Raw genomic sequence first — 23,392 nt, 5'->3', positions numbered from 1 at the left:
CCGGCCCACCGGGACCGGTCAGATCTCGGCGTGCAACTGCCAGACGCGCTCTGCGGAGTCACGCCAGCTGAACGCCTGCTCGCGGTCCATGCCGAGGATCCGCAGACGAGCGAGTCGTTCACTGTCCCCGACGACGTCGTTGATGGTGGCGATCAGACGGTCCGCGTAGCCCTTCGCGCCGGACTCGACGACGACACCGGCTCCGCCGCCGACCTCGACGAGCGCGGGCACGTCGGAGTGGATGACGGGAGTGCCGAAGCGGAAGGCCTCGACGAGCGGGAGGCCGAAACCCTCGGCCAGACTCGGGTACACGAGTGCGGTGGCGCGGTCGAGGACGACGGCCAGGTCGGCGTCGTCGAGGAATCCGAGTGCTCGCACGCGGCCCTCCGGAAGACCGGCCTCGTCGGCGACCTGCGCGAGCGTGACGTCTCCCCAACTGTCGGTGCCGACGATGAGGAGCGGCAGGTCAGGCGCTCCCGGACGACCGAGCCCGGTGATGAGCTCTGTGATGCCGCGACGCGGGTCGAGTGAGCCGACCGAGACGAGGTACTCCGAGGGGAGGTCGAGCGTCCGTGCTCGGCCGTCGGCATCCGTGGGGAGGGCGAGGGTCGATGCGGCGGCGCCTCCGATGACGCGGACCCGGTCGCCGAGGTCGATGATCTGACGCAGTTCGTCTGCCACGGCGTGGGTCGGGACGACGATGGCGTCGGCGTGTTTTCGGGCGCGTTTCACCATGGCCTTCTGCCAGCTGACCGACAAGGGCGTCAGCGAGGACGGGTGCGACCAGGCGAGCGTGTCATGGATGGTGACGACGATCTGATTGCCGTCGTTCATGCGGTCGTGCCTGCTGAGCGGAGCGAGGAGACCCGGCGCGTGCACCATGCCGTTGCCGGCGCCCGGCGTGACGATACCGAGCTGCCAGGCGGCGCTGAGCTCACGTCGGGGCAGCGTCGTACGGTGCAGGGCTGCGAGGCCCGGCAGCTTCGACTCGAGGAGGTCGACCTTCTCCTTCGACACCGCGGAGACGATGCCTTCGACGTCGCAGCCGGGAGGGGCGCTCGCGATGATCTCGCGGGTGAGCTCCTCGGAGTACCGGCCGACACCGCCGGCCACCGGAGCGACGATCTGGTCGACGACGACCCGGAGCGTCGTCACGGTGCCGTCACGACGCCGTGCTGCGTCGCTGCGTCGAAGGCCTCGCGCCAGTCGCGCATCGGCGCCAGACCTGCGACGGCCCAAGCGTCGTGACCCAGCACCGAGTAGGCGGGACGCGGCGCGGGACGGACGAACGCAGAGCTGTCGGTGGGGGAGACCCGGGCAGGGTCCGCGCCGACCGCCGCGAAGACGGCCTGTGCGAACTCGTACCAGGAGGCTTGTCCGGCGTTCGTGCCGTGGTACACCCCGGCCGGCGCGTCAGCGTCGAGCAGCGCGACGATCTGCGCAGCCAGGTCCGCCGTCCAGGTCGGCTGTCCCAGCTGGTCGGTCACGACGGCCGGATCGACGCCGTTCGACGCCAGCTTCGCCATCGTCGCGGCGAAGTTCGGTCCGTTCTTGCCGTAGAGCCACGCCGTCCGGACGATGTAGCCGCCGTTCGGGTGCTCGGCGAGGACGGCTCGCTCCCCGTCGGCTTTCGTGCGACCGTAGGCGCTGATCGGCGCGAGCGGGTGGTCCTCCTGGTACGGCGAGGTGGCGGAGCCGTCGAAGACGTAGTCGGTGGACACCTGGACCAGCTTCGCTCCGGCTTCACGAGCGGCCACCGCGAGGTTGCGAGCTCCGATGGCGTTCACCGCGGCCGCGTCGGCCTCGTTCGATTCGGCGTCGTCGACCTTCGTGTAGGCGGCGGCGTTGATGACCGCCGAGTGGCCGGCCACGGCGGCGCGGACGGCCTCGAGATCCGTGACGTCGAGCTCGGCGCGGCCGAGGGCGGTGACCGGACGGCCCGCGAGGGCCTCCTGCAGGTCATGGCCGAGCATGCCGGAGGCTCCGGTGATGAGATAAGACAAGGTGTGGTTCCTCTCCGATGGGGCGAAGTCATCGTAACCTGTGGGGCTTCGGGCGATCTGGACGGCCGAGACCGGACACCCCGCGCCGCCGCAGAGCCGGTGTCCGCCTCAGCCGAGGGGGCGGTCTGTCGGCTCCCTGACCGTGCCGGTCCGCGGTGTGGGTTCTTCGAAGATCGTCCGCTGTGCTTCCTCGACGCGGGCTGCCGATGCGAGACCGTCCTTGCGATGGTGCCCGTAGACCCAGTAGCGGTACAACGCGAACCGGAACAGCGTGCCGAGGCCCAGCCCGATGACGTTGCTCGCGATGTTGTCGGCGAGGAGCGTGTCGTACCCGAGAACGTAGTGGCTGATGTAGAGGCAGAGGAGCGCGATCCCCATGCCGCCGAGCGACACGACCACGTACTCGACGAGCTCGAGGAGGAAGTTCTTGCGACGGTGCTCCCGGAACGTCCAGTAGCGATTGCCGATCCAGTTGAAGACGATGGCGACCGAGACGCTGACGGCCTTCGCCCCGATGGGCGACTGCAGGGCGTGATCGTGTCCGAACACGCCGAGCCGCAGCAGGTTGAACAGGGCGATGTCGATGCCGAACCCGATGAGCCCGACGACGCCGAACTTGAGCGCGTACTGCGCGATGCCGAACCAGACGCGCTCTGCGAGCCTCTTGAGGCGCTCCATGTTGCTCCCAAACGACGAAACCGATCGTTCGAGTATCACAGGGGACGCCGTTCCGTGCGCTGTGAGCGTTGTCACAGAGTGCCGCGGCAGTCGACGGATTGGTAGGATCGCCGGGTGCAGATCCGAGAACTGAACGTCCCAGACAGCTACGAGATCACGCCGAAGCAGTTCGGCGACGACCGAGGTGTCTTCCTGGAGTGGTACCGCTTCGACAAGCTCGAGGAGGCGAGCGGTCGCTCGATCAAGCTCGCCCAGTCGAACACGTCCGTGTCCAAGCGCGGCTCCGTCCGTGGCATCCACTTCGCCGACATCCCGATCGGGCAGGCGAAGTACGTCACGGCGACGCGCGGCGCGGTCCTCGACTACGTCGTCGACATCCGCGTCGGTTCGCCGACGTTCGGCCAGGTCGACTCGGTGCTGCTCGACGACACCGACCGCAAGGCGATCTTCATCTCCGAGGGGCTCGGGCACTGCTTCGTGGCGCTGACCGACGATGCGACCGTCAGCTACCTCGTCACCGACGTGTACCGTCCTGACCGCGAGCATGGCATCAACCCGCTCGACCCGGAGATCGGGCTCGTGATCCCGGAGGCGGCTGGAACGCCACTCCTGTCGCCGAAGGACACCGAGGCTCCCGGCCTGTCGGAGGCGGCAGCGGCCGGCCTGCTGCCGACGTGGGACGACGCCCGCGCGTTCTACGCGTCGCTCCGGTCGAGCTGATCGTATGAGCGAGCCCGCCAACCGGTCGCTCGTCGGCTCGGCATCCGTGGTGATCGAGCCGGACTGGCTCGGTCACGCGGCCTTCTGGCAGCCGAGGTTCTTCCCACTCTCGGCGTGGGTCGAGCACGCCCCGTTCGCCTTCTGGATCGCCGATGCCGTCCGACCGCGCGTCTTCGCCGAACTCGGCACCCACTACGGCTACTCCTACTTCGCCTTCTGCGAGGCGTTCCGTCGCCTCGGGTTGGACACGAAGACGTTCGCGCTCGACACCTGGCAGGGAGATGACCAGGCCGGTGCCTACGGAGAAGAGGTGTACGAGTACGTCGCGGGGGTGAACAGCCGCGAGTTCTCCGCATCGTCGACCCTGTTGCGCGGCTATTTCGACGACTCGGTCGACCAGTTCGCAGATGGCACGATCGACCTCCTGCACATCGACGGTCGTCACGGATACGAAGACGTCATCCACGACTATGAGTCCTGGCGGCCCAAGCTCTCCGATCGGGCCGTGGTCCTCTTCCACGACATCTCGGAGCACCAGGAGGGGTTCGGCGTCTGGCGCTTCTGGGATGAGATCAAGACCAGGCACCCCTCCTTCACGTTCGAGCACAACCATGGCCTCGGCGTCCTGGGCGTCGGTTCGGCCCTGCCCGACACGATGGTGCGGTTCTTCGAGGCCGCAGCTCAGGAACCCGAGCGGGTCCGTGACGCGTACGAGCGGCTCGGCGCCGACCTCTCGGGCATCGTCAACGGCCGGAACGAGGACGCTGCGGCGCGGGAGGCGCTCGCTCGCCGGGAGGGCGAACTCGCACAGGCGGAACAGCGTGCTGCCGCCGCGGCGGCGGAAGCCCTCGGCCTCCGTCAGCAGCTCGAGGCCGTTCGATCGAGCACGAGTTGGAAGCTCACGGCACCGGTGCGGAAGTTCAGCGGAGCGGTACGGCGTCGCGGCGACTGAACGTCGGCACCCACGGGTGCTTCGTCGCCGTCAGATCGCCGACGCGAACTCCGACTAGACTGCATGAGTTATGCGAGGAATCATTCTGGCCGGAGGATCCGGCACGCGTCTGTGGCCGATCACCAAGGGCATCTCGAAGCAGCTGATGCCCATCTACGACAAGCCGATGATCTACTACCCCCTGTCGACGCTGATGATGGCGGGGATCGACGAGATCCTCATCATCACGACGCCGGAGTACAACGAGCAGTTCCGTGCGCTGCTCGGTACGGGGGCCGACCTCGGCATCCGCATCGAGTACGCGGTCCAGCCCTCGCCCGACGGACTCGCCCAGGCCTTCATCATCGGTGAGGAGTTCATCGGTGACGAGAGCGTCGCGCTCGTCCTCGGGGACAACATCTTCCACGGCACGGGTCTCGGTTCCGCCCTCCGCAACCACAACAGCATCGACGGTGCGCTGATCTTCGCCTACCAGGTCGCCGACCCGACCGCCTACGGCGTCGTGGAGTTCGACGACGATTTCACCGCGATCTCGATCGAGGAGAAGCCGGCGAAGCCGAAGAGCAACTACGCCGTTCCCGGTCTGTACTTCTACGACAACTCGGTCGTCGAGATCGCGAAGACGATCGAGCCCTCAGCGCGTGGTGAGCTCGAGATCTCGACGGTGAACGAGCGTTACCTCGAGCAGGGTTCCCTGCAGGTCCAGGTCCTCGACCGCGGGACCGCCTGGCTCGACACCGGAACCTTCGAGTCCATGATGCAGGCGTCCGAGTACGTGCGCGTCATCGAAGACCGACAGGGGTTCAAGGTCGGGTGCATCGAGGAGATCGCCTGGCGTGCCGGATGGATCGACGACAAGCAGCTCGCCGTCCTCGCCGCACCACTCGTGAAGAGCGGTTACGGCCGGTACCTGCAGACCCTGCTCGCGCAGGCGTGACCCTCGTGGTCCCGCGCTGAGCGCACACCCTCACTCCGGGCCCGGAGCCGCATCAGGTCGTCCGACCGCTGCGGTGCCGGGCCTGATGTGTGTGGTGGCGAGTGCGTAGAGGCACACGACGACGTCGACGATGATGAGTCCGAACCGGCTCACCAGCACGATGCCCAGCACCGAGCCCGCGGCGACGACGTTGGTGAGCACGAGCGCGAGGATCGCCTCCCGCACGCCCGCACCGGCAGGCGCGATGATCGCGAGGAACCCCGCGACCCAGGCCAGGGCGTAGCCGGAGATCGCGAGCGGGAGCAGTCCCGGATCGAACGTGCCCAGCGACGTGACGATGGTCCAGAGATGGACGCCGAAGCACGCCCAGCTGATGAGCGACCATCCGATCGCGGCGGACAGCGGGAGCGCCCGGATGGGCGGCAATGAGTCCTTCCTGCGGAGGAGGCGGAAGGCGAACCCGATGATCCTCGTGAGGACCGGCGGCAGGAGGGCGATCACGCCGACGGCGACCGCGAGGACGACGAGCCAGCCGTAGGACGCAGCGAGTGTCGGGAACGCCAGGAACGCGCCGGCGGCGACGGTGGAGCCGGCGATGAGGCTCACCAACAGCTGCGCCGTGAGGGTGATCGCCGTGACCCCCGCCGGGATGCCCGCGCGCGCGCCGAGCTGGCTGCCGGCGACGATGGGCCACACACCGCCAGGCAGGTACTTGCCGATCTGGGACACGAACACGACGTGCGAGGCGTCCCGCACCGAGATGCTGTAGCCGAAGGCCATCACGACGGCCCGCCAGGCGAGCATCGAGAAGAAGACGCCGAGGAAGCCGGCCACGAGAGAACCGAGCAGCCAGACCGGTTGCATCGTGAGCACGCTCGAGACGAAGTCGTCCCAGCTCCGGATGACGGTCCACGTGATGAAGCCGATGACGACCACCGCGAAGGCGATCTGGAGGGGCCGTTTGACCTGGGTAAGCTTGTTCATGGCAGATGCCCATTATCTCCCACGGCGTCCACAGCCGGTGCGTGCGGCGATCGCCGTACGTCGATGGGAGCACCCGCCCGATCCGGAGGTCCCGTGCCACGTCCCCGTCTCCTCGTCCTCGCCTCCACGTTCCCCGCCCGTCGGGGCGACGGGGTGCCGGCGTTCGTGAGGGACCTGGCTCTGCAGGAATCCCTCGACTTCGACACCCGGGTCCTCGTACCACGGGTGTCAGGGGCCGCATCGGACGAGCAGGATGGTGACCTGCACGTCACGCGCTACCCGTATTTCCCGAAGCGCTGGGAAGACCTCGCAGACGGCGCCATCATCGAGAACCTCCGCGCGAAGCCGGTTCGCTGGCTGCAGGTCCCGGGGCTGTTCCTCGCTCAATTGGTGGCGCTCCGGCGTGCGCTCCGAGAGTTCCGGCCCGACGTCCTCCACGTGCATTGGATCATCCCGCAGGGGGTCGTGGCCCTGCTCGGCGGACGACGCGTCCCGCAGCTCGTGACGACTCTCGGCGGCGACCTGTATGCCCTGAACGCCGCTCCGCTGCGGGCGCTGAAGGCGCGGATCGTGCGTCGGGCGGGCGCGGTGACCGTCATGAACGCCGACATGCGTGACCGCGTGATCGCCTTGGGCGCCGCGCCTGCCCGCGTCCAGGTCATCCCGATGGGTGCCGATCTGCCTCCGGTGCCTGCGTCGGTGCCAGCAGGAGCGGGCGAGGTCGCGGCACCGGTGCCAGGGGTGGCGACCACCCGCCTGATGTTCGTCGGACGACTCGTCGAGAAGAAGGGTCTGTCCTACCTCATCGAGGCCGTCCGCCGGGCTCCGGCCGGGTCGCTGGAACTCGAAATCGTGGGCGACGGGCCGCTGCGGACCGCCCTCGAAACGGAGGCCTCCGGCCTACCGGTGGTCTTCATCGGCCAGCAGGGGCGCACGGAGCTGTTCGCTGCGTATCGACGTGCCGACGTGGTCGTCTTCCCGTCGGTCGCCTCCACCTCCGGCGATCAGGACGGTCTTCCGGTCGCGTTGCTCGAGGCGATGCGTGCCGGCCGCGCCATCATCGCGACCGATCTGCCGGGGCTGAACGAGGTCGTGCTCGACGACGCGACCGGCCTGGTCGTGCCCGATCGGGATGCTGCCGCCTTACTCCGGGCGATCCAGCGGCTCGCTGACGATCCCGATCTCCGGGCACGACTCGGCGCGGCAGCCGCGACCCACGCGGAGCAGTTCTCGATCGAGGCGATCGGCTCCCGATACCGCGCGCTGCTGCACGACGTGCTGGGTGCCGCCGGTCGTCGTTCGTCCGACTGATCGGTCAGCGTCGTTCGAGTTGTTCCCAGGTCGAGGCGATGCCGCGCTCGAGAGGGGTCGTCGGAGGGACGCCGAATTCGGCGCGGTAGCGCGCGGTCTCGAGCACGACGGTCTCGACGAACGTGCTCGGGACGGGTCGCGGAGTGATGTCCAGTGGTCGGCCGACGACCCGTGCGATGGCGTCCAGGACCTCCGAGACCGTGTGTCCGACGCCACTCCCGATGTTGTAGACCGAGTGTGCAGGGTCACCGTCGACGATCCGGGCGATCATCTCGATCGCGTCGTCGATGTAGAGGTAGTCGCGCACCATGCTGCCGTCGCCGTAGCGGACCACAGCGTCGCCGGTCGCGATGTTCGCGAGCGCGATGGGGATGAGGCCCTGGCGCCGGCCGGGGTGCTGACCGGGCCCGTACGGATTCGAGATGCGGAGTGACACCGCGTCGAGCCCACGCTTGACACGGAAGTACCGGAGGTAGTGCTCGATCGTGAGCTTCCCGATGGCGTACGGGGAGCGGGGGAGGGCCGGGTCGGTCTCCCGGTATCGTTCGAGACCCTGATCGCCGTAGATCGCGCCACCGGTGGAGGCGAAGTAGAACCGTTCGATCTCGGCGTCGGCACACAGTCCCAGGAGCTCGACGGTCTGCCCTACGTTGGTGCGGAGATCGAGCGAAGGGTCGTTCTCAGAGGTCGCCGGCGCGGTCGTGGAGAGGAAGTGGAACACGAGGTCCTGACCGCGGACCGCGGCTGCGAGGTCGCTGCGGTCGAAGAAGTCTCCGGCCACGATCGTCGCGTCGCGCGTGTCGAAGTTCCGCGGGGATCGGAACCGGTCGAACACCGTCACGTCATGACCGCGTTCGACGAGGGCGTCCACGAGTGGTCCGCCGAGGAACCCGTTGCCGCCGATGACGAGGCTGCGCACCATGGCTCAGCCGCCGTACCGCTGCAGCTTGAGGTAGTCGAGCATCTCCTCGTTGAGCGTGCGGTTGATCCTGGTGAGGTCGGCGACCACACCGATGGCGAAGGACAGGAGCGCGCCCATCAGCAGCGTCGCCCCGACGAGCAGGCTCTGGAGGTGGTTCCCCTCGTCCTGGACGATCGTGAGGATGAGGTACCGGACGAACGGGGTGAGCCCCGCGAGCAGCAGCAGGAGTCCGAGCCCGGCGAACACGACATAGGGCCGGTACATCAGGAAGGCCCGCACGATGGCGACGCCCGACTGGTACATGTGCTCGCCGATGGAGCGGAACAGTCGTGACTCGCGCGTCTTCGGGTTCGTCGTGACCGGGATGCTCGTGATCGCCAGGCGTTTGTTGCCCGCCTGGATGATCGTCTCCATGCAGTAGCTGAACTTCGTGACCACGTTGAGCCGGATGAGGGAGTACTTCGAGTACGCGCGGAACCCGCTGGCCGCATCCGGGAGCGTCGTCTTCGCCGCCTTGTTGACGATGAAGCTCCCGAAGCGCTGCATCGCCTTCTTGAACGGGGAGAAGTGCTCGATGAGTGCCGTCTGCCGGTCCGCCACGACGATCTCGGCCTCACCCGCGAGGATGGGCTGGACCAGGTCGCCGATGCGCTCCTGCGGGTACTGGTTGTCGCCGTCCGTGTTCACCACGATGTCCGCACCGTGGAGGAGGGCGTAGTCGACGCCGTCGCGGAACGACCGGGCCAGTCCCATGTTCGTCGAGTGCTTCACGAAGTGCTTCACGCCGTAGGCCTTGGCGACCTCGATCGTGCGGTCGGTCGACCCGTCGTCGATGATGAGGATCTCGATCTCGTCGATGCCCGGGATCGAGGTCGGAATCGACTCGAGGACGAGCGGAAGGGTCTCCTCTTCGTTCAGGCACGGGATCTGGACAAAGAGCTTCATTCGAGACTTCCGGAACGGTAGGCGATACGACAGATCCCACAGTACCGTCGGATCCGTCAGGTCGTTGCTCCGACCGGACCCCCGCGTGTGTTCGGACGGTTGCCCGCTCGTCGCTCCCCGGAGGGGTGAGGCATACTGGGAGCTTTGATGCGGACGGGATCGAGGAGCGCTGTGCAACGATCGCGACCTACTGTCGGGGTGCCCGCGCCGCGAGTGGCAACCATCGCCGCGTCACACCGGGGGACGCTCATCGTCTCGGTTGTCGCGTGGAGTGCGCTCGTCGCTTTCGTCGTCTGCACCATCGGACCCGCTCTCATCGGTGTGACGAGTTTCCTCGGTACCGACCTGCTGGTCTCCTTCGCCCCGTGGCAGTCCACGATCGCGATGGTCCAGGATCCGACGAACCGCTTCATCGGCGACACGATCGACACCGTGGTGCCGCAGACCGCCCTGATCGTCGAGGCCGCGCGAGAAGGCTCGTTCGCGGCCTGGAATCCGTACGCGGCGGGTGGCGCCGAGCTTGCCGGCCTGCCGAACTCGGGGGTGTACTCCCCGCTGTCGCTGCCGTGGTGGTTCCTCCCGGTGAGCGCCGCACCCGGGTACGTGAAGCTGCTCGAGATCGTCGTCATCACCCTCGGCATGTCCTTGCTCCTGCGGCGCTGGAGGCTGCCGAACGCGAGCTGGGCGGTCGCGAGTCTCATCTTCGCGTCGTCCGGATTCATGATCTCCTGGACGAACTGGCCGCAGACCCGTGTGGCGGCATTGCTGCCGTTGTTGTTCTGGGCGCTCGACCGCATCGCGATCCGTCCCCGGCCGGTCGATGTGGCCATCCTGGGTCTCGTGGTCGCCTCGCTCCTCCTCGGTGGTTTCCCGGCGGTCACCGGCTACGCGCTCTATGCGGGAGGCGCCTACCTGCTCGTAAGGTCGATCGTCGTCCGACGGCGATGGCGGGGGGTGCTGTCCGCAGTCGGCACGGGTGCCGCCGGCGTCGTGCTCGGCGTCGGGCTCTCCGCGTGGCAGCTCGTTCCGTTCGCGGTGAACGCGTCGAGTGTCCTCGACCTGTCCGCCCGAGCGGCCACCTCTGGCGCATCACTGCACTGGGGCGACCTCGCGTCGCTCGTCGTGCCGGAGGTGGTCGGAGATGTCGACGCCGGGCTCACCTGGGGGTCCGGGAATCCGATCGAGCGGTTGTCGTACATCGGCGTCGGAGCACTGGCCCTGGTCGCCGCCGCCGGTCTGATCGTCCCCCGGGGCCGGCGACTTCGCCCGAGTTCGACCTTCGTCGTCGTCGCGCTCGCGCTCAGTATCGTGCTCACCTTCGTGGGCGGTCCGATCCTCGCGGCGTTCCAGGAGCTCCCGGTCTTCTCCAACAACCCGATCGCGCGGCTGCGGGTGCTCGTCGGGTTCTTCCTGGCGCTGCTCGCGGCGGTCGGCTTCGCCGCGGTGATCGATCCGACCTCCCTTCGAGCGGAAGTGCGTCTCCTGCGGCGCGCTCGGCCGAGACGTCACCTCTGGTGGCGGATCCTGGCGCTCGTCGTCGTCGTCGTCATCGGGTGCGTCGCGGCGTTCACGGTTCGCAACACGCTCTGGACGCTGCCCGTCGACGTCATCCCCGCGATGCGCGAACACATCGGAGTGGTCGGGGCGTTCGCCGCCTTCGCCGTCCTCGTCATCGTCGCCGCCTGGCTCGGTGGCCGACGTGTCGGCATTCTCGCGGGCTGCATCCTCCCGATCATGCTCGTCGTGCCGGCGGTCGTCGTCGCGAACGAGTGGTGGCCGCAGTCGCCTCCCGAAACGGTCTACCCGAGCACGGCAACGCATCGTTTTCTGGAGCGCGAGCTCGGGGAGAGCCGGTACGCCTCCGTGGATCAGACGATGCTGCCCGGAACGAACACGATCGACCGGCTCCGTTCCGTCGGCGGACACGCGTTCCACACGAGCGAGTGGCAGGATCTCCTGGAGGCGGTCGAGCCGAATGCCTTCTTCAGTCGGACCTACTCCGCTCTGCGGTCCGGGGATCTCGCGACCTCGATCCGCTCACCGATCCTGGACCGACTCGCCGTCAAGTACGTCGTCGACGACCCGGAGGCCACGGTCCTCGGCCAGCCGGAGGGGGTCATCGACCGGACCAGTCGAGTGCAGGTCGCCGACGGTGATCGAATACGTTCAGCGGTGCAGTCCGGCGCGGTGCGAGGCGTGGTGTTCGCCCTGCCGGACAGCGTCGTGGGGGAGGACGATCCCGACGGGGTGAGGATCACGCTCGACATCCGAGATGCCGCGACCGACGAGCGGATCGCGTCGACGACGACCTGGTTGCCGGCGTTGACCGCCGATCAATCGGTTGCCGTCGCAGGCGAGGACATCCCGGCTGATCGCGCCTGGGTGGCCGAGCTCCGGTTCGACAGCATCCAGACACCGGCACCGGTCGCAGCCGATCCCTCGGGCCGACTGGGGATGTCCCTCGTCCGCCCGGCCGATGACGGGCTCCGGATCGCGCACACTGGTGACGCCACCGTCTATGAGCGGACGACGGCCCTGGATCGGATCAGATGGGCGTCGACGCATGTGACGGAGGCGGACCCGGCCGAGCAGGTCGCGCGGATGGCGAGCGGCTCCCTGCCGAGAGCGGCCGTCCTCCTGGAACGTCAGAAGGATGCGCCGGAGGGCTCGAGTGACGAAGCGGGATCGACGGCAACGGTCACCGTCCTTCCCAGCGACACCACCCGTATGGAGATCGACGTCGTGGCGGATGGCGCGGGCTGGGTCGTGGTCGCGGACTCGCTTCGCCGGCCCGGTTGGACCGCGACGGTCGACGGGAAGCCCGTCGAGCTGCTGCCGGCCGAACACGCCGCTGCGGCGGTCGCGGTGCCGACCGGTGAGCACCGCGTCGTGCTGCAGTACACGGTTCCCGGGCAGCAGGTCGGTCTGCGGGTGACTGCGGCATCACTGCTGGTCGCCGTGGTCCTCGTCGTGATCGAGGGGTTCCTCTTCCGCCGCCGCCGGCGATCGCTCCTGAGCGGTGACCCAGGACTTCTAGGTTAGATTGGTCAGCATGTCTTCACGCCCGACCCCCGGGGTGCGATGAGCTACGTCAAGGAGATCCTCGGATCCCGCGAGCTCCTCGCGAACCTCACCCTCCGCGACATCCGCGGCCAGTACAAGCGAACCATCTTCGGCCAGCTATGGTCCTTGGCGAACCCGCTGGCGCAGATGCTCATCTACACCTTCGTGTTCTCGTTCATCTTCCAGGTTCCCCTGCAGACGGGCGACCCGAGTGGGCTGCACATCTTCGCACTCTGGCTCCTTTGCGGGCTCCTGCCCTGGATGTTCTTCTCGAACGTGGTCAACACCGGTATGGGCTCGCTCATCGCGAACACCGGACTGATCCAGAAGGTGTACTTCTCGCGCATCGTGCTCCCGATCTCCGCGGTCGGTGCCATCGGCTTCAACTGGTTGTTCGAGATGGCCGTGCTCTGCATCGCGCTGAGCCTGCTCGGTGCGTTCGTCCTGCCGTGGCTGCCGCTCGTCGTGCTCACCATGGTCCTCCTGGCGATCTTCGCCGCGGGCCTCGCACTGATGCTGTCCATCGCCAACGTCTACTTCCGCGACACGCAGTACTTCATGGGCATCATCATGCAGATCTGGATGTACGCGACGCCGATCATCTACCCGATCTCGCTCGTCCAGGCGCAGTCCGACAAGTACGGACCGCTGTTCGGCACGCCGATCACGATCATCGACATCTATCGCATCAACCCGCTCGAGCACTTCGTGGCCGTGTTCCGGAACCTCCTCTACGACAACCGGTTCCCCGACCCCGCGGACCTGCTCACCATCGCCGCCTGGGCGCTCGTGTCCTTCACCGTGGGCCTGCTCGTCTTCCGTCGGCACGAGAAGAGATTGGCGGAGGCCCTGTGAGCACCGCAGCAGTCGTCGTCGACGACGTCAGCAAGAAGTTCCGGCTCTACCACGAGCGCAACCAGAGCATCAAGTCGGCCATCATGCGCCGCCGTCGTTCCGTCCACGAGGACTTCTGGGCGCTCAAGAACGTCGGGTTCGAGGTGCCTGAAGGATCGACCTTCGGTCTCATCGGGTCGAACGGCTCGGGCAAGTCGACGCTGCTCAAGTGCCTCGCCAAGATCTACTATCCGGAGCAGGGGTCGATCACCGCGCGCGGCAAGCTCGCCGCGCTGCTCGAGGTCGGCTCGGGATTCCACCCGGAACTCTCCGGGCGGGACAACATCTTCCTGAACGGGTCGATCCTCGGGATGTCGCGGAAGGAGATCGAGCGCAAGCTCGACACGATCATCGACTTCTCCGGCGTCGAGCAGTTCATCGACCAGCCGGTGAAGAACTACTCGTCCGGCATGTACGTGCGTCTGGGCTTCTCCGTCGCGATCAACGTCGACCCCGACGTCCTCGTCGTGGACGAGGTCCTCGCGGTCGGCGACGCGGAGTTCCAGGAGAAATGCCGTCAGAAGTTCGTCGAGTACAAGCAGCAGGGCAAGACGGTCATCCTGGTGAGCCACTCGATGGACACGGTGCAGCAGATGTGCGATCACGCGGCCTGGTTGCGGCACGGCGAACTCGTGGAGAGCGGTGAGGCCGCTCCGACGATCGCCGCATACCTCAACAGCCTCGGTGAGAACGCCGGCTGACCTGAGCGGGCGGCGGTCCGAACCGCCGCCCAGGTGCGGAACGATACACTCGGCAGGTCTGTCGAGGACAGGATATGTCGAGGAGCAAGAGTGAAGAACACACGTAAGAGACGTCCGGGCGTCGTATCCGTCATCCTGGTGAACTACCGCGGATCCGCGGACACGATCCAGTGCGTGCGGACGCTCCGCGAAATCGACTTCCCGCAGGACCGCCTCGAGATCATCGTGGTCGAGAACGGCTCCGGCGACGACAGCCTCGAGCAGCTCGCCACCCTAGGGGACCTCGCGACGATCGTGCCCTCCAAGGTCAACGGCGGCTTCACCGGTGGTTGCAACCTCGGCGTCTCGAAGTCGAGCGGTGAATTCGTCGCCTTCCTCAACAACGATGCACGCCCCGACGACCAGTGGATCAACGCGGCGATGGACACCTTCGCCGAGAGCAAGGACATCGGCGCCGTCGCGAGCAAGGTGCTCGACTGGGAGGGTGAACGCGTCGACTACGTGGGCTCGGCGCTCACGTGGTACGGCATGGGGTACAAACCGCACGCCGGTGAACACGACCGACCCGAGTGGAGCGTCGAGAAGGACGTCCTGTTCGGCACCGGCGCGGCGATGTTCGTCCGGGCCGAGCTCTTCGAACAACTCGGAGGGTTCGACGACCGCTACTTCATGTTCTACGAGGACGTCGACCTCGGCTGGCGCTTGAACCTCCTCGGCTACCGGTTCCGGTTCCAGCCGAAATCGCTGGCGTTCCACAAGCACCACGCGTCGATGGAGAAGTTCGGCAACTACTTCGAGACCTACCTGCTCGAGCGCAACGCCCTCTACACGCTCTACAAGAACCTCGACGACGAGGCCCTCAGCCGCTCGTTCGCGGCAGCCCTGCTGCTCGCGACGCGTCGCGCCACCGGTCGAGCGAAGATGGACACGACGGCCCTGGACCTGCGCAAGTCGAAGGACGACGACGGCAGCCCGGCCTCGATGCTCTCCAAGCAGCTCCTCGCCGGTGTCAACGCCATCGACCAGGTCGTGGAGAACCTGCCGGAGCTCGCGAAGGACCGTGCGCTGGTGCAGGCGACCCGTACCCGTTCCGACCGCCAGTTGCGGCTCCTGCTCGGCAACATCGACGAGCCCGCGTACCCGATCGAGAGCTACCTCGAGGGGTACGACAAGATCGTCTCCTCGCTGAACGTCCTCGACGAGCCGCTTCGACGCCGCGTGCTCATCATCACCGGCGACCCGATCGGTGCCAAGATGGCCGGTCCGGCGATCCGCGCCTGGAACATGGCCGACACCCTCGCCGACGAGCACGACGTCCGTCTCGTGAGCATGACCGGTGTCTCCGTCGAGAGCGAGCGCTTCGAACTCGACGTGGTCTCGCACCACCGCCCGGCGAGCATGAAGCCGCACGAGAAGTGGGCCGACGTCATCATCCTGCAGGGGCACGCACTCGCACTGTTCCCGGCCCTCGAGACCACCTCCAAGGTGCTCGTTATCGACGTGTACGACCCGCTCCACCTCGAGCAGCTGGAGCAGGGGAAGAGCGACAACCTCGTCACCTGGGGCGACCAGGTCTCCGACGCCACGGACGTCCTCAACCATCAGCTGGCCCGCGGTGACTTCTTCCTCTGCGCGAGCGAGCGTCAGCGGCACTTCTGGCTGGGACAGATGGCGGCGCTCGGGCGCATCAACCCGTACACGTACACCCGCGACGAGGATCTCGAGACCCTCATCGCAATCGCTCCGTTCGGCATTCCGGCCGGCCGTCCCGAGCACACCCGTCCCGCGTTGCGCGGTGTCGTCCCGGGCATCGGTGTCGACGACAAGGTCATCATCTGGGGCGGCGGCATCTACGACTGGTTCGACCCGGGAATCGTGATCCGTGCGGTCGGCGAGCTCGCCAAGCAGCACCCGGACCTGCGGTTGTTCTTCATGGGTACGAAGCACCCGAACCCCTCCGTCCCCGAGATGCCCGCGGTGGTCGCGGCCCGTGCGTTGAGCGACGAACTGGGTCTGACCGGCACCCACGTGTTCTTCAACGACTCGTGGGTCGCATACGACGACCGCCACAACTACCTCCTCGAAGCCGACCTCGGGATCTCGACCCACTTCCAGCACGTCGAGACCACGTTCTCCTTCCGTACCCGCATCCTCGACTACCTGTGGGCCGGACTGCCGATCGTGACGACCGAGGGTGACTCGTTCGGTGATCTCGTCCGCGAGCAGACGCTCGGGGTGGCGGTGCCCGAGCGCGACCAGGGAGCGCTCATGGCCGCGATCGAGCACGTCTTGTTCGACGACGCGTCCCGCGAGGCTGCGAGGGCGAACGTGCAGCTCGTCCGCGAGCGGTTCGTCTGGTCGAGCGCGCTCGCCCCGCTCGTCGAGTTCGTCCGGAACCCCCGGCTCGCTGCAGACAAGGCCCCCGCCGAGCCCGGCGCGAAGCCGGTGGTCCTGTCGTCCTCCCGTCAGCAGCAGACGCCACCGCGGCGCACCGGCGTGCGGCGCGACGTCGACCGGGTGGCGTACTACCTCAAGAACGGCGGCCCGAAGGTCGTCGTCGAGCGGTTCGCCGCGCGTCAGCAGCGCAAGCGCGACGCCGACAACGTTTAGACATCCGGCGCTGTGAGGGCGTCCATCAGGAAGGTGCACGGACATGGTTGACGAGCAGGCAGCACACGAGGGGACGACGCCCGACGACGGGGCGTTGTGGATGCAGCCCGCGGGACGGAGCGTCGACGACCTCGTGGCCCAGGTCAAGGCACTGCAGCATCGAGTGCTGCTCGATGCCGATCGGATCATCGGTCTCGCGGCCGAGCGCGACACGCTCCGAGCGGAGGTGGAGCGCATGGCCGACACCGAGCTCGCTGTCGCCTTCGCAAGGGTCGATCAGCTCGAGGATGAGCGCGAAGGGCTCGTGCACGAGGTGCACAAACTCCTGCGCGACCACCGCCTCGCGCTCGAACTGCGCGATGCGCGAACGCGCACCGAGGTCGATCAGATCCTCGCTTCGACCACCTGGAAGCTCGGCTCAGCCGTCATCAAGCCCATCAGTGGGATCCGCTCGGTGGTGCGCCGCTCGTGACAACTCCACTGTTCAGTGTGGTCACTCCGGTCTACAACCCCCCGATCGACATGCTGCGGCAGATGGTCGACTCGGTTCGGAGGCAGGCGTTCCGCGACTGGGAACTCATCCTCGTCGACGACGTGTCCCCCGATCCCGCGGTGCTCGTCACCCTGCGCGAGCTGGCGGCCGAGGACGATCGGATCATCGTCGTCGCCCGTGGGGTGAACGGCGGCATCTCGGCGGCCTCGAACGACGGCATCGCAGCGGCCACGGGCCGGTTCCTCGTGCTCGTCGACCACGACGACCTGCTCGGCCACGGCGCGCTCGCCCAGGTCGCGCAGGCGATCGCCGCGGACGACCGCATCGACTACGTGTACACCGATGAGGACAAGGTCGACCTCGAGGGCTACCACTACGACGTCTTCAAGAAGCCCGACTGGTCTCCAGAGCGTCTCCGTTCCCACATGTATCTCGGACACCTGTCGGTCATGCGTCTGGACATCGTGCGGGCGGTGGGCGGTTTCGACAGCGCCAACGACGGTTCGCAAGACCATGACCTCGCCCTGAAGGTCACGGAACGCGCCCGCGTCGTGCACCACATCCCCGAAGTCCTGTACCACTGGCGTGCGCTTCCGGAGTCGACGGCGTCCTCGAGCGGAGCGAAGCCGTATACCTGGGACGCCGGCGTCCGAGCGGTCGGCGCGCACCTCGAGCGGGTCGGCATCGACGCCACCGCCGAACGGGGTGACTGGCCGAACACGTATCGTGTCCGTCGAGCGCTCGACCCGGCCACGTCGGTCAGCGTGATCATCCCCACGCGGGGGAGCTCAGGCGTCATCCACGGCGTCGAGCGGGTCTTCGTCGTCGGCGCCGTCCGTTCGGTGATCGAACACGCCGGTGATGTCGACCTGGAGATCGTCGTGGTCTACGACCTGACGACACCTGAGACGGTCCTCGACCTCCTGCGGGAGATCGCCGGCGATCGGCTCACCCTGGTCCCGTTCGACCGCCCGTTCAACTATGGGGAGAAGTGCAACGTCGGTTTCGTCGAGAGCCGGGGCGACATGATCGTCCTGCTCAACGACGACGTCGAGGTCATCTCGGACGGGTTCCTCGTCGAGCTCGTCGCTCCGCTCCGTCAGCAGGATGTCGGGATGACCGGCGCGCAGCTCGTGTACGAGGACGGCCTCATCCAGCACGCCGGCCACCGCTACGCCAACCGTGGGTTCTCCCACCCCATGACCGGGTACCGGTTCGGCGAGCCCGGGCCGTCGGCGGCGCTCAAAGTCGACCGCGAGGTTTCCGGGGTCACCGCCGCCTGTGCGGCACTCCGTCGGGACACCTATGCCAGCATCGGCGGGGTCACCGAGGCGTTGCCGCTGAACTTCAACGACGTCGACCTCTCGCTCAAGGTGAGCAACGCCGGATTGCGCATCCTCTACCTCGCTCGAGTGCAGCTCTTCCACTACGAGTCGAAGACCCGTCTCGCCGTCGTGCACGAGTGGGAGCTCAACACCGTCCGAGCTCGCTGGGGTGTCATCTACCGTGACCCCTTCCTTCCGGAGCACCCAGACGACGCGTACCATCCGTACGCCTCCAAGCGCACTCGATCCTCATCCAGTACACCCGATTGGGTCTGATCTCGGTCGACGCGCCGTCGATCAGGTCATCGACAGCCGATTCGGACCCGGTACCCTGAAAGGGGCACATCCGGCGTGCCGAGGAGGACTGATGACCGAGTGGCGCATACGCCCAGCGGCCTGCGTGGTGACGGCTCTGCTCGTCGGCGTCGGTCTGACCGGCTGCTTCGGCGGTGATCCGGCGCAGTCGAGCGCAAGCCCGACGACGAGCCCGACTCTGCTTCCAGGCGTCGAACCCACCTTCAAGACGGAGGATCCGGAACCGATCCCGCTCGACGCCGTCATGGTGTTCGCCGGGGTCGACCCCGACGGTACGACAGTCTCGGCATCCGGCTACATCGCCGGCGTCATCGAGAACGGCGGGACCTGCACCTTCACGTTCTCCGGCTCGGGCCCGGATGTGATCGTCACGAGCGAGGGACTCGCCGACTCGAAGACGACGTCGTGCGGCACCGTTCAGACCCAGATCAGCGACTTCACCAGCGGGACGTGGACGGCCGTCCTCTCCTACCAATCGGACAAGACCGGAGCGCTCACCTCGGAGCCGCTGACGGTGGAGGTACCATGACGCGCCGCAGCCCACTCATCGTCATCGCGACGGTCTTCGCTCTCCTCGTCGGCGTGTTGACGGTCGCACCGGCCGTCGCTCCGAGCGCCGAGGCCGCCAACGGGTCCGACTTCCGGGCCGGCTCGATCATCAGTGACCAGCTCTTCTACGACGGCGGAGCCATGAGTGCTCCTGCCGTTCAGGACTTCCTCAACCGCGCGGTCCCGACCTGTCGCGCCGGATACACCTGCCTGAAGGACTACGCTCAGGCCACTCCCTCCCGGGCAGCCGTGTCCGGCCGATGCGCCGCCTACGCGGGTTCCGGTCGCGAGTCCGCGGCGAGCATCATCTCCAAGGTGGGTGCGGCCTGCGGGATCAGCCAGAAGGCGATGATCGTCCTCATCGAGAAGGAACAGGGTCTGATCACCGACACCTGGCCGAGCGATCGGCAGTACCGCAGTGCAACCGGTTACGGGTGCCCGGACACAGCCGACTGCGACACGACCTACTACGGGTTCTTCAACCAGGTGTACGCGGCGGCACTGCAGTTCAAGAACTACCAGGCCAACCCGACCCGATGGAACCACGTCCCCGGTCGCGTGAACGCCGTCCGGTTCTCACCGACCGCCTCATGCGGATCCAGTAACGTCTTCATCGAGAACGCCGCGACGGCGGGGCTGTACAACTACACGCCGTACCAGCCGAATGCCGCCGCGCTCGCCAACCTGTACGGCACGGGCGACGGATGCAGTGCGTACGGCAATCGGAACTTCTTCCGCATCTACACCGACTGGTTCGGACCGACCAATGGGGTGCTGAACCCTGCAGGTGCTTACGACGCGTTGAGCGTCAACGTCGGGGCGAACGATGCGACCATTTCCCTGTCGGGCTGGACCCTGGACCTCAACCGCACCTCCGCATCGCTCGAGGCGCACGTGTACCTGACCTACCCGGACGGCTCGACCAAGGGGTCGGTCATGCAGGCGAACAAATCCAGACCGGATGTCGCCCGCGCGTACCCGGGCGCCGGTGAGGCCCACGGCTACAGCACCAACATCACTGTCACGCGCGGGGGGACCTACACCGCTTGCGTGTACGGGATCGGTTTGAGCGCCAACCGGTTGCTCGGATGCAAATCGGTGACCGTGCCGCAGGATGCGCCGATCGGTTCACTCGACGCGGTCCGGGTTACCGGAAGCGGTTCGTCGACGGCGCTCTACGTAGCAGGGTGGGCGATGGACCCTGACGCGCGGTCGGTTTCGAATGACGTGCACATCTACGTCAAGCAGCCTGACGGGCAGCGTCCGGGCACCGCGATGACGGCGTCCGCATCACGTCCCGATGTCGCCAATGTGTACCCCGGGGCGGGCGCTGCCCACGGGTTCAGTCGGAGCTTCCCGGTCTCCGCCGGCGGGCGATACGAGGTCTGCGCCTACAGCATCGCCAAGTTCTGGCAGAACGTCGGCGTGAACACGGAGCTCGGCTGCGTGGCCGTCGACCTCGTGAAGGACTTCCCGGCGGGCAGTCTCGACCTGGTCGACGTGACCCAGAGCCCCACGGGCGCGTCGATCAACGTCGGTGGATGGACTCTCGATCGCGGTGCCCTGAGCACCTCGATCCCGGTCCACGTGTATATCACCGACCCGTCTGGCAAGCGGACCGGCTACGTACGAGGCTCCGCCGGTCAGCGGGACGATGTCAACCGCGTGTACGGTGCCACGGGGCCGCACGGCTTCTCGGAGTCCTTCCCGGTAACGGTTCCCGGTGACTACCAGGTGTGCACCCACGGGATCGCCGTGTCACCACTGAGCGTCGGGATGAACTCCACGATCGGGTGCCGTACGGTGACGGTGGGGACGAGCTACCCGGTCGGGTCCTTCGACGGAGCGCAGGTCTCCGGGTCGACGGCTGCGGGGAACGCCTCGCTGTCCGTCTCCGGGTGGACGGTAGACGCGCAGATCCCGAAGACGCCGATCCAGATGCACGTCTATGTCACGGCGCCCGACGGGACGGTCAAGGGGTACGCGTTCCAGGCTGACAAGGTGCGTTCGGACATCGCCCGCATCTATCCCGCCTACGGCGGTGCGCACGGGCTCAGCGAGTCGATCCCGGTGACGGCCGCTGGAGACTACAAGGTCTGTGGCTACGGGATCGGGACCGCGGTGTTCAACACTGGCAAGAACGTCCTCTTCGGCTGCACGACGGTCCGTGTGAACTGACCGGGACGACACGACGAAGGCGCCGACACCCTCCAGGGTGTCGGCGCCTTCGTCGTCCGCAGCGGGGGAGGGGCGTCAGCGCGCGGTCACGAGCTCATCCTCGCTCGGCATGCGCAGCGCGACCCGGGCGGCGCCGACGCAGGCTGCACCGATCGTGACGACGCCGATGACGAGCCAGAGCGTCATGCCACCCGGAGGCGCCCATTCCGGCCGGGTGATCATCGCGAGCCAGCTGCCCCCGGTGTCGCCGATGCTGTAGCGACGGAGCGCCCCGATGTAGCTGAGGAACTGCGCGAACCCGAGCGCGGCGATCAGGATCACGATGAGGCGTCGTCGGACCGAACGCTCGAGCTTCGACCCGTGCTCCGCGAGCAACGCGCCGATCGTCAGGAGGAGCAGCGCGAACAGCGGCAGCGTATACCGGCCCTGCCAGATGATGCCGCCCGACGTCACCCACACGCCCTGGAGGAGCGCGGGGACGAAGACGACGGCCGCCATGAGCAGCACCGCGACGACCAGTCGACGCCCGCGGAGGAGGACACCGGCGCCGAGGAGGAGCAGGCCGATGACGGCCGGCCAGATGAAGAACACCGCGTCGGGGGCGGGCGTGTCGAGCCAGCCGAATTCACCGATCATCTGTGCCGCGTAGTAGAAGGTGAGATCGAGGATGACCGCGACCCCGACGATGGGCGCGTCGCCGACGTGCGGGTACGGGGGAGGGGGCGCGTTGGGGTCGACGGCCATCGCGAGGGAGTTCGATCCGAGCAGCCACGCCGCCGCGGCGGCCGTACCGAGCGCGACCAACACGATCGTCACCTGCACCGAACGGCGCTTCAGCAGCGCGAGGAGATCCCGACCGGGCAGCAGCACGAGTGCCGCTGCGATGGCCATCGCGAGCCACAGCGGCGACAGGCCACGCGTGTTGGCTGCGAAGACGCCGCCGACCACGAGAGCGCTCAAGGGGAGCCACAACGGGGCCGCGGACTGTCTCGTGGTGATCGTCAGCAGCCCGACGACGGCCGCCATCATCGCGGTGACCTCGAGTCCGTTCGGGTTGATGGTCCCTGCCAGGAACAGGGTGACCGGTGTCGCCGCGGTCAGGAACGCGATGACGGGCAGGGCGCGATGGCGCCAGGTGGCGATGAGCGCGAAGGCCACGGCGAGGAAGAACGAACAGACCAGTGCGCTCATGACACGCATGGCGAAGATGCCGGTCGAATCGTCGAAGACGAGCGACGGCCAGCCGACGAGCACGTAGTACAGCGGGTTGTAGAGTCCGGCCGTGGTGGTGATGTCGACGAGGGTGGTCGGGTCGCCCGGCACCTGTGTGACGCAGTCCGCCGTGACCGTCTCGGTGAAGGCGGTGCAGGTCTGATTGTTGGTCCAGGCGATGTACGACGGCACCTGCACGACGTTGCCCTTCGGTGTCGAGGGTCCGACGAGCTGCCCGCGTGCCACCGAAGCGGCCTTGACGATGTGCGCCGGCTCGTCGGGTGCTGCCGCGAGCGGGGTCGTCAGCGCCCAGGCGCTCGTGATCGCCGTGCAGACGATCCACGCGAACGCGAACACGATGAGGAACCGGCGGACGAGGCCACCAGCCGGGCGTGCCCCCCGTTCCCGGTCGTCGATCGGTGGGACGGATGGGGCTGAGGCCATGGGCGGCTGGTCCAATCAGGGTGCACGCGCTGCATCTGGCCGCGCGTTCGGTCTGGTCTGCTGCGTCAGTCTACCCGCCGACCTGGGCGGCGGCCGGTGCGGCGGTACCATCGAATGTCGTCCGTCCCAAGCGAAGGATCCCACTCCGTGCCTCTC

Annotated in this window: 19 protein-coding genes; 12 read left to right on the top strand and 7 right to left on the bottom strand. The window is 67.4% G+C overall.

The window, feature by feature from the left end; translation table 11 throughout:
* Nucleotides 1-18: 18 nt before the first annotated feature.
* The 3 genes from ITJ62_RS18155 to ITJ62_RS18145 all read right to left on the bottom strand — a co-directional run bounded on the left by ITJ62_RS18155 (nt 19) and on the right by ITJ62_RS18145 (nt 2,681).
* Nucleotides 19-1,155, bottom strand: a complete 1,137-nt coding sequence (locus ITJ62_RS18155) for a glycosyltransferase family 1 protein (RefSeq protein WP_194605186.1) — start codon at nt 1,153-1,155, stop codon at nt 19-21.
* A complete protein-coding gene (gene rfbD / locus ITJ62_RS18150; protein WP_194605183.1) occupies nt 1,152-2,003 on the bottom strand; it encodes a dTDP-4-dehydrorhamnose reductase in 852 nt (283 codons plus the stop codon). Before rfbD ends, ITJ62_RS18155 begins: the two co-directional genes overlap by 4 nt.
* 108 nt (nt 2,004-2,111) lie before the next feature.
* Nucleotides 2,112-2,681, bottom strand: a complete 570-nt coding sequence (locus ITJ62_RS18145; RefSeq protein WP_194605181.1) for a GtrA family protein — start codon at nt 2,679-2,681, stop codon at nt 2,112-2,114.
* Between the two features lie 114 nt (nt 2,682-2,795).
* Here ITJ62_RS18145 and ITJ62_RS18140 point away from each other — a divergent pair, with 114 nt between their 5' ends.
* From ITJ62_RS18140 to rfbA, 3 genes are all read left to right on the top strand, one after another.
* The gene (locus ITJ62_RS18140; protein ID WP_194605178.1) at nt 2,796-3,401 is read left to right on the top strand and encodes a dTDP-4-dehydrorhamnose 3,5-epimerase; all 606 of its coding nucleotides are present in this window, start codon (nt 2,796-2,798) and stop codon (nt 3,399-3,401) included.
* Nucleotides 3,402-3,405: 4 nt separating this feature from the next.
* Nucleotides 3,406-4,353, top strand: coding sequence for a class I SAM-dependent methyltransferase (locus ITJ62_RS18135; RefSeq protein WP_194605175.1), 948 nt, complete (start codon nt 3,406-3,408; stop codon nt 4,351-4,353).
* A gap of 70 nt (nt 4,354-4,423) precedes the next feature.
* The gene (gene rfbA / locus ITJ62_RS18130; RefSeq protein ID WP_138944769.1) at nt 4,424-5,290 is read left to right on the top strand and encodes a glucose-1-phosphate thymidylyltransferase RfbA; all 867 of its coding nucleotides are present in this window, start codon (nt 4,424-4,426) and stop codon (nt 5,288-5,290) included.
* Between the two features lie 30 nt (nt 5,291-5,320).
* On the opposite strand, the gene ITJ62_RS18125 is transcribed toward rfbA, so the two are convergent.
* Nucleotides 5,321-6,274, bottom strand: a complete 954-nt coding sequence (locus ITJ62_RS18125) for a lysylphosphatidylglycerol synthase domain-containing protein (protein WP_194605172.1) — start codon at nt 6,272-6,274, stop codon at nt 5,321-5,323.
* A 93-nt stretch (nt 6,275-6,367) separates the two neighbouring features.
* On the opposite strand from ITJ62_RS18125, the gene ITJ62_RS18120 reads away from it, so the two are divergent.
* Nucleotides 6,368-7,585: a glycosyltransferase gene (locus tag ITJ62_RS18120; protein WP_194605155.1), complete on the top strand. Its 1,218-nt coding sequence runs from the start codon at nt 6,368-6,370 to the stop codon at nt 7,583-7,585.
* Nucleotides 7,586-7,589: 4 nt separating this feature from the next.
* Here the strand turns inward: ITJ62_RS18120 and ITJ62_RS18115 are convergent, their stop codons facing one another.
* Both ITJ62_RS18115 and ITJ62_RS18110 read right to left on the bottom strand, forming a co-directional pair.
* Nucleotides 7,590-8,507 (bottom strand): NAD-dependent epimerase/dehydratase family protein, encoded by a 918-nt coding sequence (locus ITJ62_RS18115; protein WP_194605152.1) that lies wholly within the window; start codon nt 8,505-8,507, stop codon nt 7,590-7,592.
* 3 nt (nt 8,508-8,510) lie between these two features.
* Nucleotides 8,511-9,452, bottom strand: a complete 942-nt coding sequence (locus tag ITJ62_RS18110) for a glycosyltransferase family 2 protein (RefSeq protein WP_194605149.1) — start codon at nt 9,450-9,452, stop codon at nt 8,511-8,513.
* Nucleotides 9,453-9,665: 213 nt separating this feature from the next.
* On the opposite strand from ITJ62_RS18110, the gene ITJ62_RS18105 reads away from it, so the two are divergent.
* From ITJ62_RS18105 to ITJ62_RS18070, 8 genes are all read left to right on the top strand, one after another.
* Complete coding sequence (locus tag ITJ62_RS18105; RefSeq protein ID WP_194605147.1) at nt 9,666-12,494, top strand: YfhO family protein; 2,829 nt, start codon at nt 9,666-9,668, stop codon at nt 12,492-12,494.
* A 39-nt stretch (nt 12,495-12,533) separates the two neighbouring features.
* The gene (locus tag ITJ62_RS18100) at nt 12,534-13,370 is read left to right on the top strand and encodes an ABC transporter permease (RefSeq protein ID WP_064295194.1); all 837 of its coding nucleotides are present in this window, start codon (nt 12,534-12,536) and stop codon (nt 13,368-13,370) included.
* Nucleotides 13,367-14,110 carry an ABC transporter ATP-binding protein gene (locus ITJ62_RS18095; protein ID WP_229939008.1) on the top strand — a complete coding sequence of 248 codons (744 nt, stop codon included), beginning with the start codon at nt 13,367-13,369 and terminating at the stop codon, nt 14,108-14,110. Before ITJ62_RS18100 ends, ITJ62_RS18095 begins: the two co-directional genes overlap by 4 nt.
* A gap of 90 nt (nt 14,111-14,200) precedes the next feature.
* Entirely contained in the window at nt 14,201-16,720 is a 2,520-nt protein-coding gene (locus ITJ62_RS19395; protein WP_194605144.1) for a glycosyltransferase, read from the top strand.
* A 43-nt stretch (nt 16,721-16,763) separates the two neighbouring features.
* Entirely contained in the window at nt 16,764-17,192 is a 429-nt protein-coding gene (locus ITJ62_RS18085; protein ID WP_194605141.1) for a hypothetical protein, read from the top strand.
* Nucleotides 17,189-18,814, top strand: coding sequence for a glycosyltransferase (locus tag ITJ62_RS18080; protein WP_370581999.1), 1,626 nt, complete (start codon nt 17,189-17,191; stop codon nt 18,812-18,814). Before ITJ62_RS18085 ends, ITJ62_RS18080 begins: the two co-directional genes overlap by 4 nt.
* Before the next feature lie 91 nt (nt 18,815-18,905).
* Nucleotides 18,906-19,382 (top strand): hypothetical protein, encoded by a 477-nt coding sequence (locus ITJ62_RS18075; protein ID WP_194605138.1) that lies wholly within the window; start codon nt 18,906-18,908, stop codon nt 19,380-19,382.
* Entirely contained in the window at nt 19,379-21,580 is a 2,202-nt protein-coding gene (locus tag ITJ62_RS18070; RefSeq protein ID WP_194605135.1) for a hypothetical protein, read from the top strand. The genes ITJ62_RS18075 and ITJ62_RS18070 overlap by 4 nt, the downstream gene beginning before the upstream one ends.
* Before the next feature lie 75 nt (nt 21,581-21,655).
* Here the strand turns inward: ITJ62_RS18070 and ITJ62_RS18065 are convergent, their stop codons facing one another.
* Nucleotides 21,656-23,236, bottom strand: coding sequence for a DUF2142 domain-containing protein (locus ITJ62_RS18065; protein WP_194605116.1), 1,581 nt, complete (start codon nt 23,234-23,236; stop codon nt 21,656-21,658).
* Nucleotides 23,237-23,392 lie beyond the last annotated feature (156 nt).

Source organism: Plantibacter sp. VKM Ac-2876 (assembly GCF_015350715.1).
GTDB classification, from domain to species: Bacteria; Actinomycetota; Actinomycetes; order Actinomycetales; family Microbacteriaceae; genus Plantibacter; species Plantibacter auratus.
Note: the sequence above shows the minus strand (reverse complement) of the source record. Positions and strands in the feature narration are given on the sequence as shown.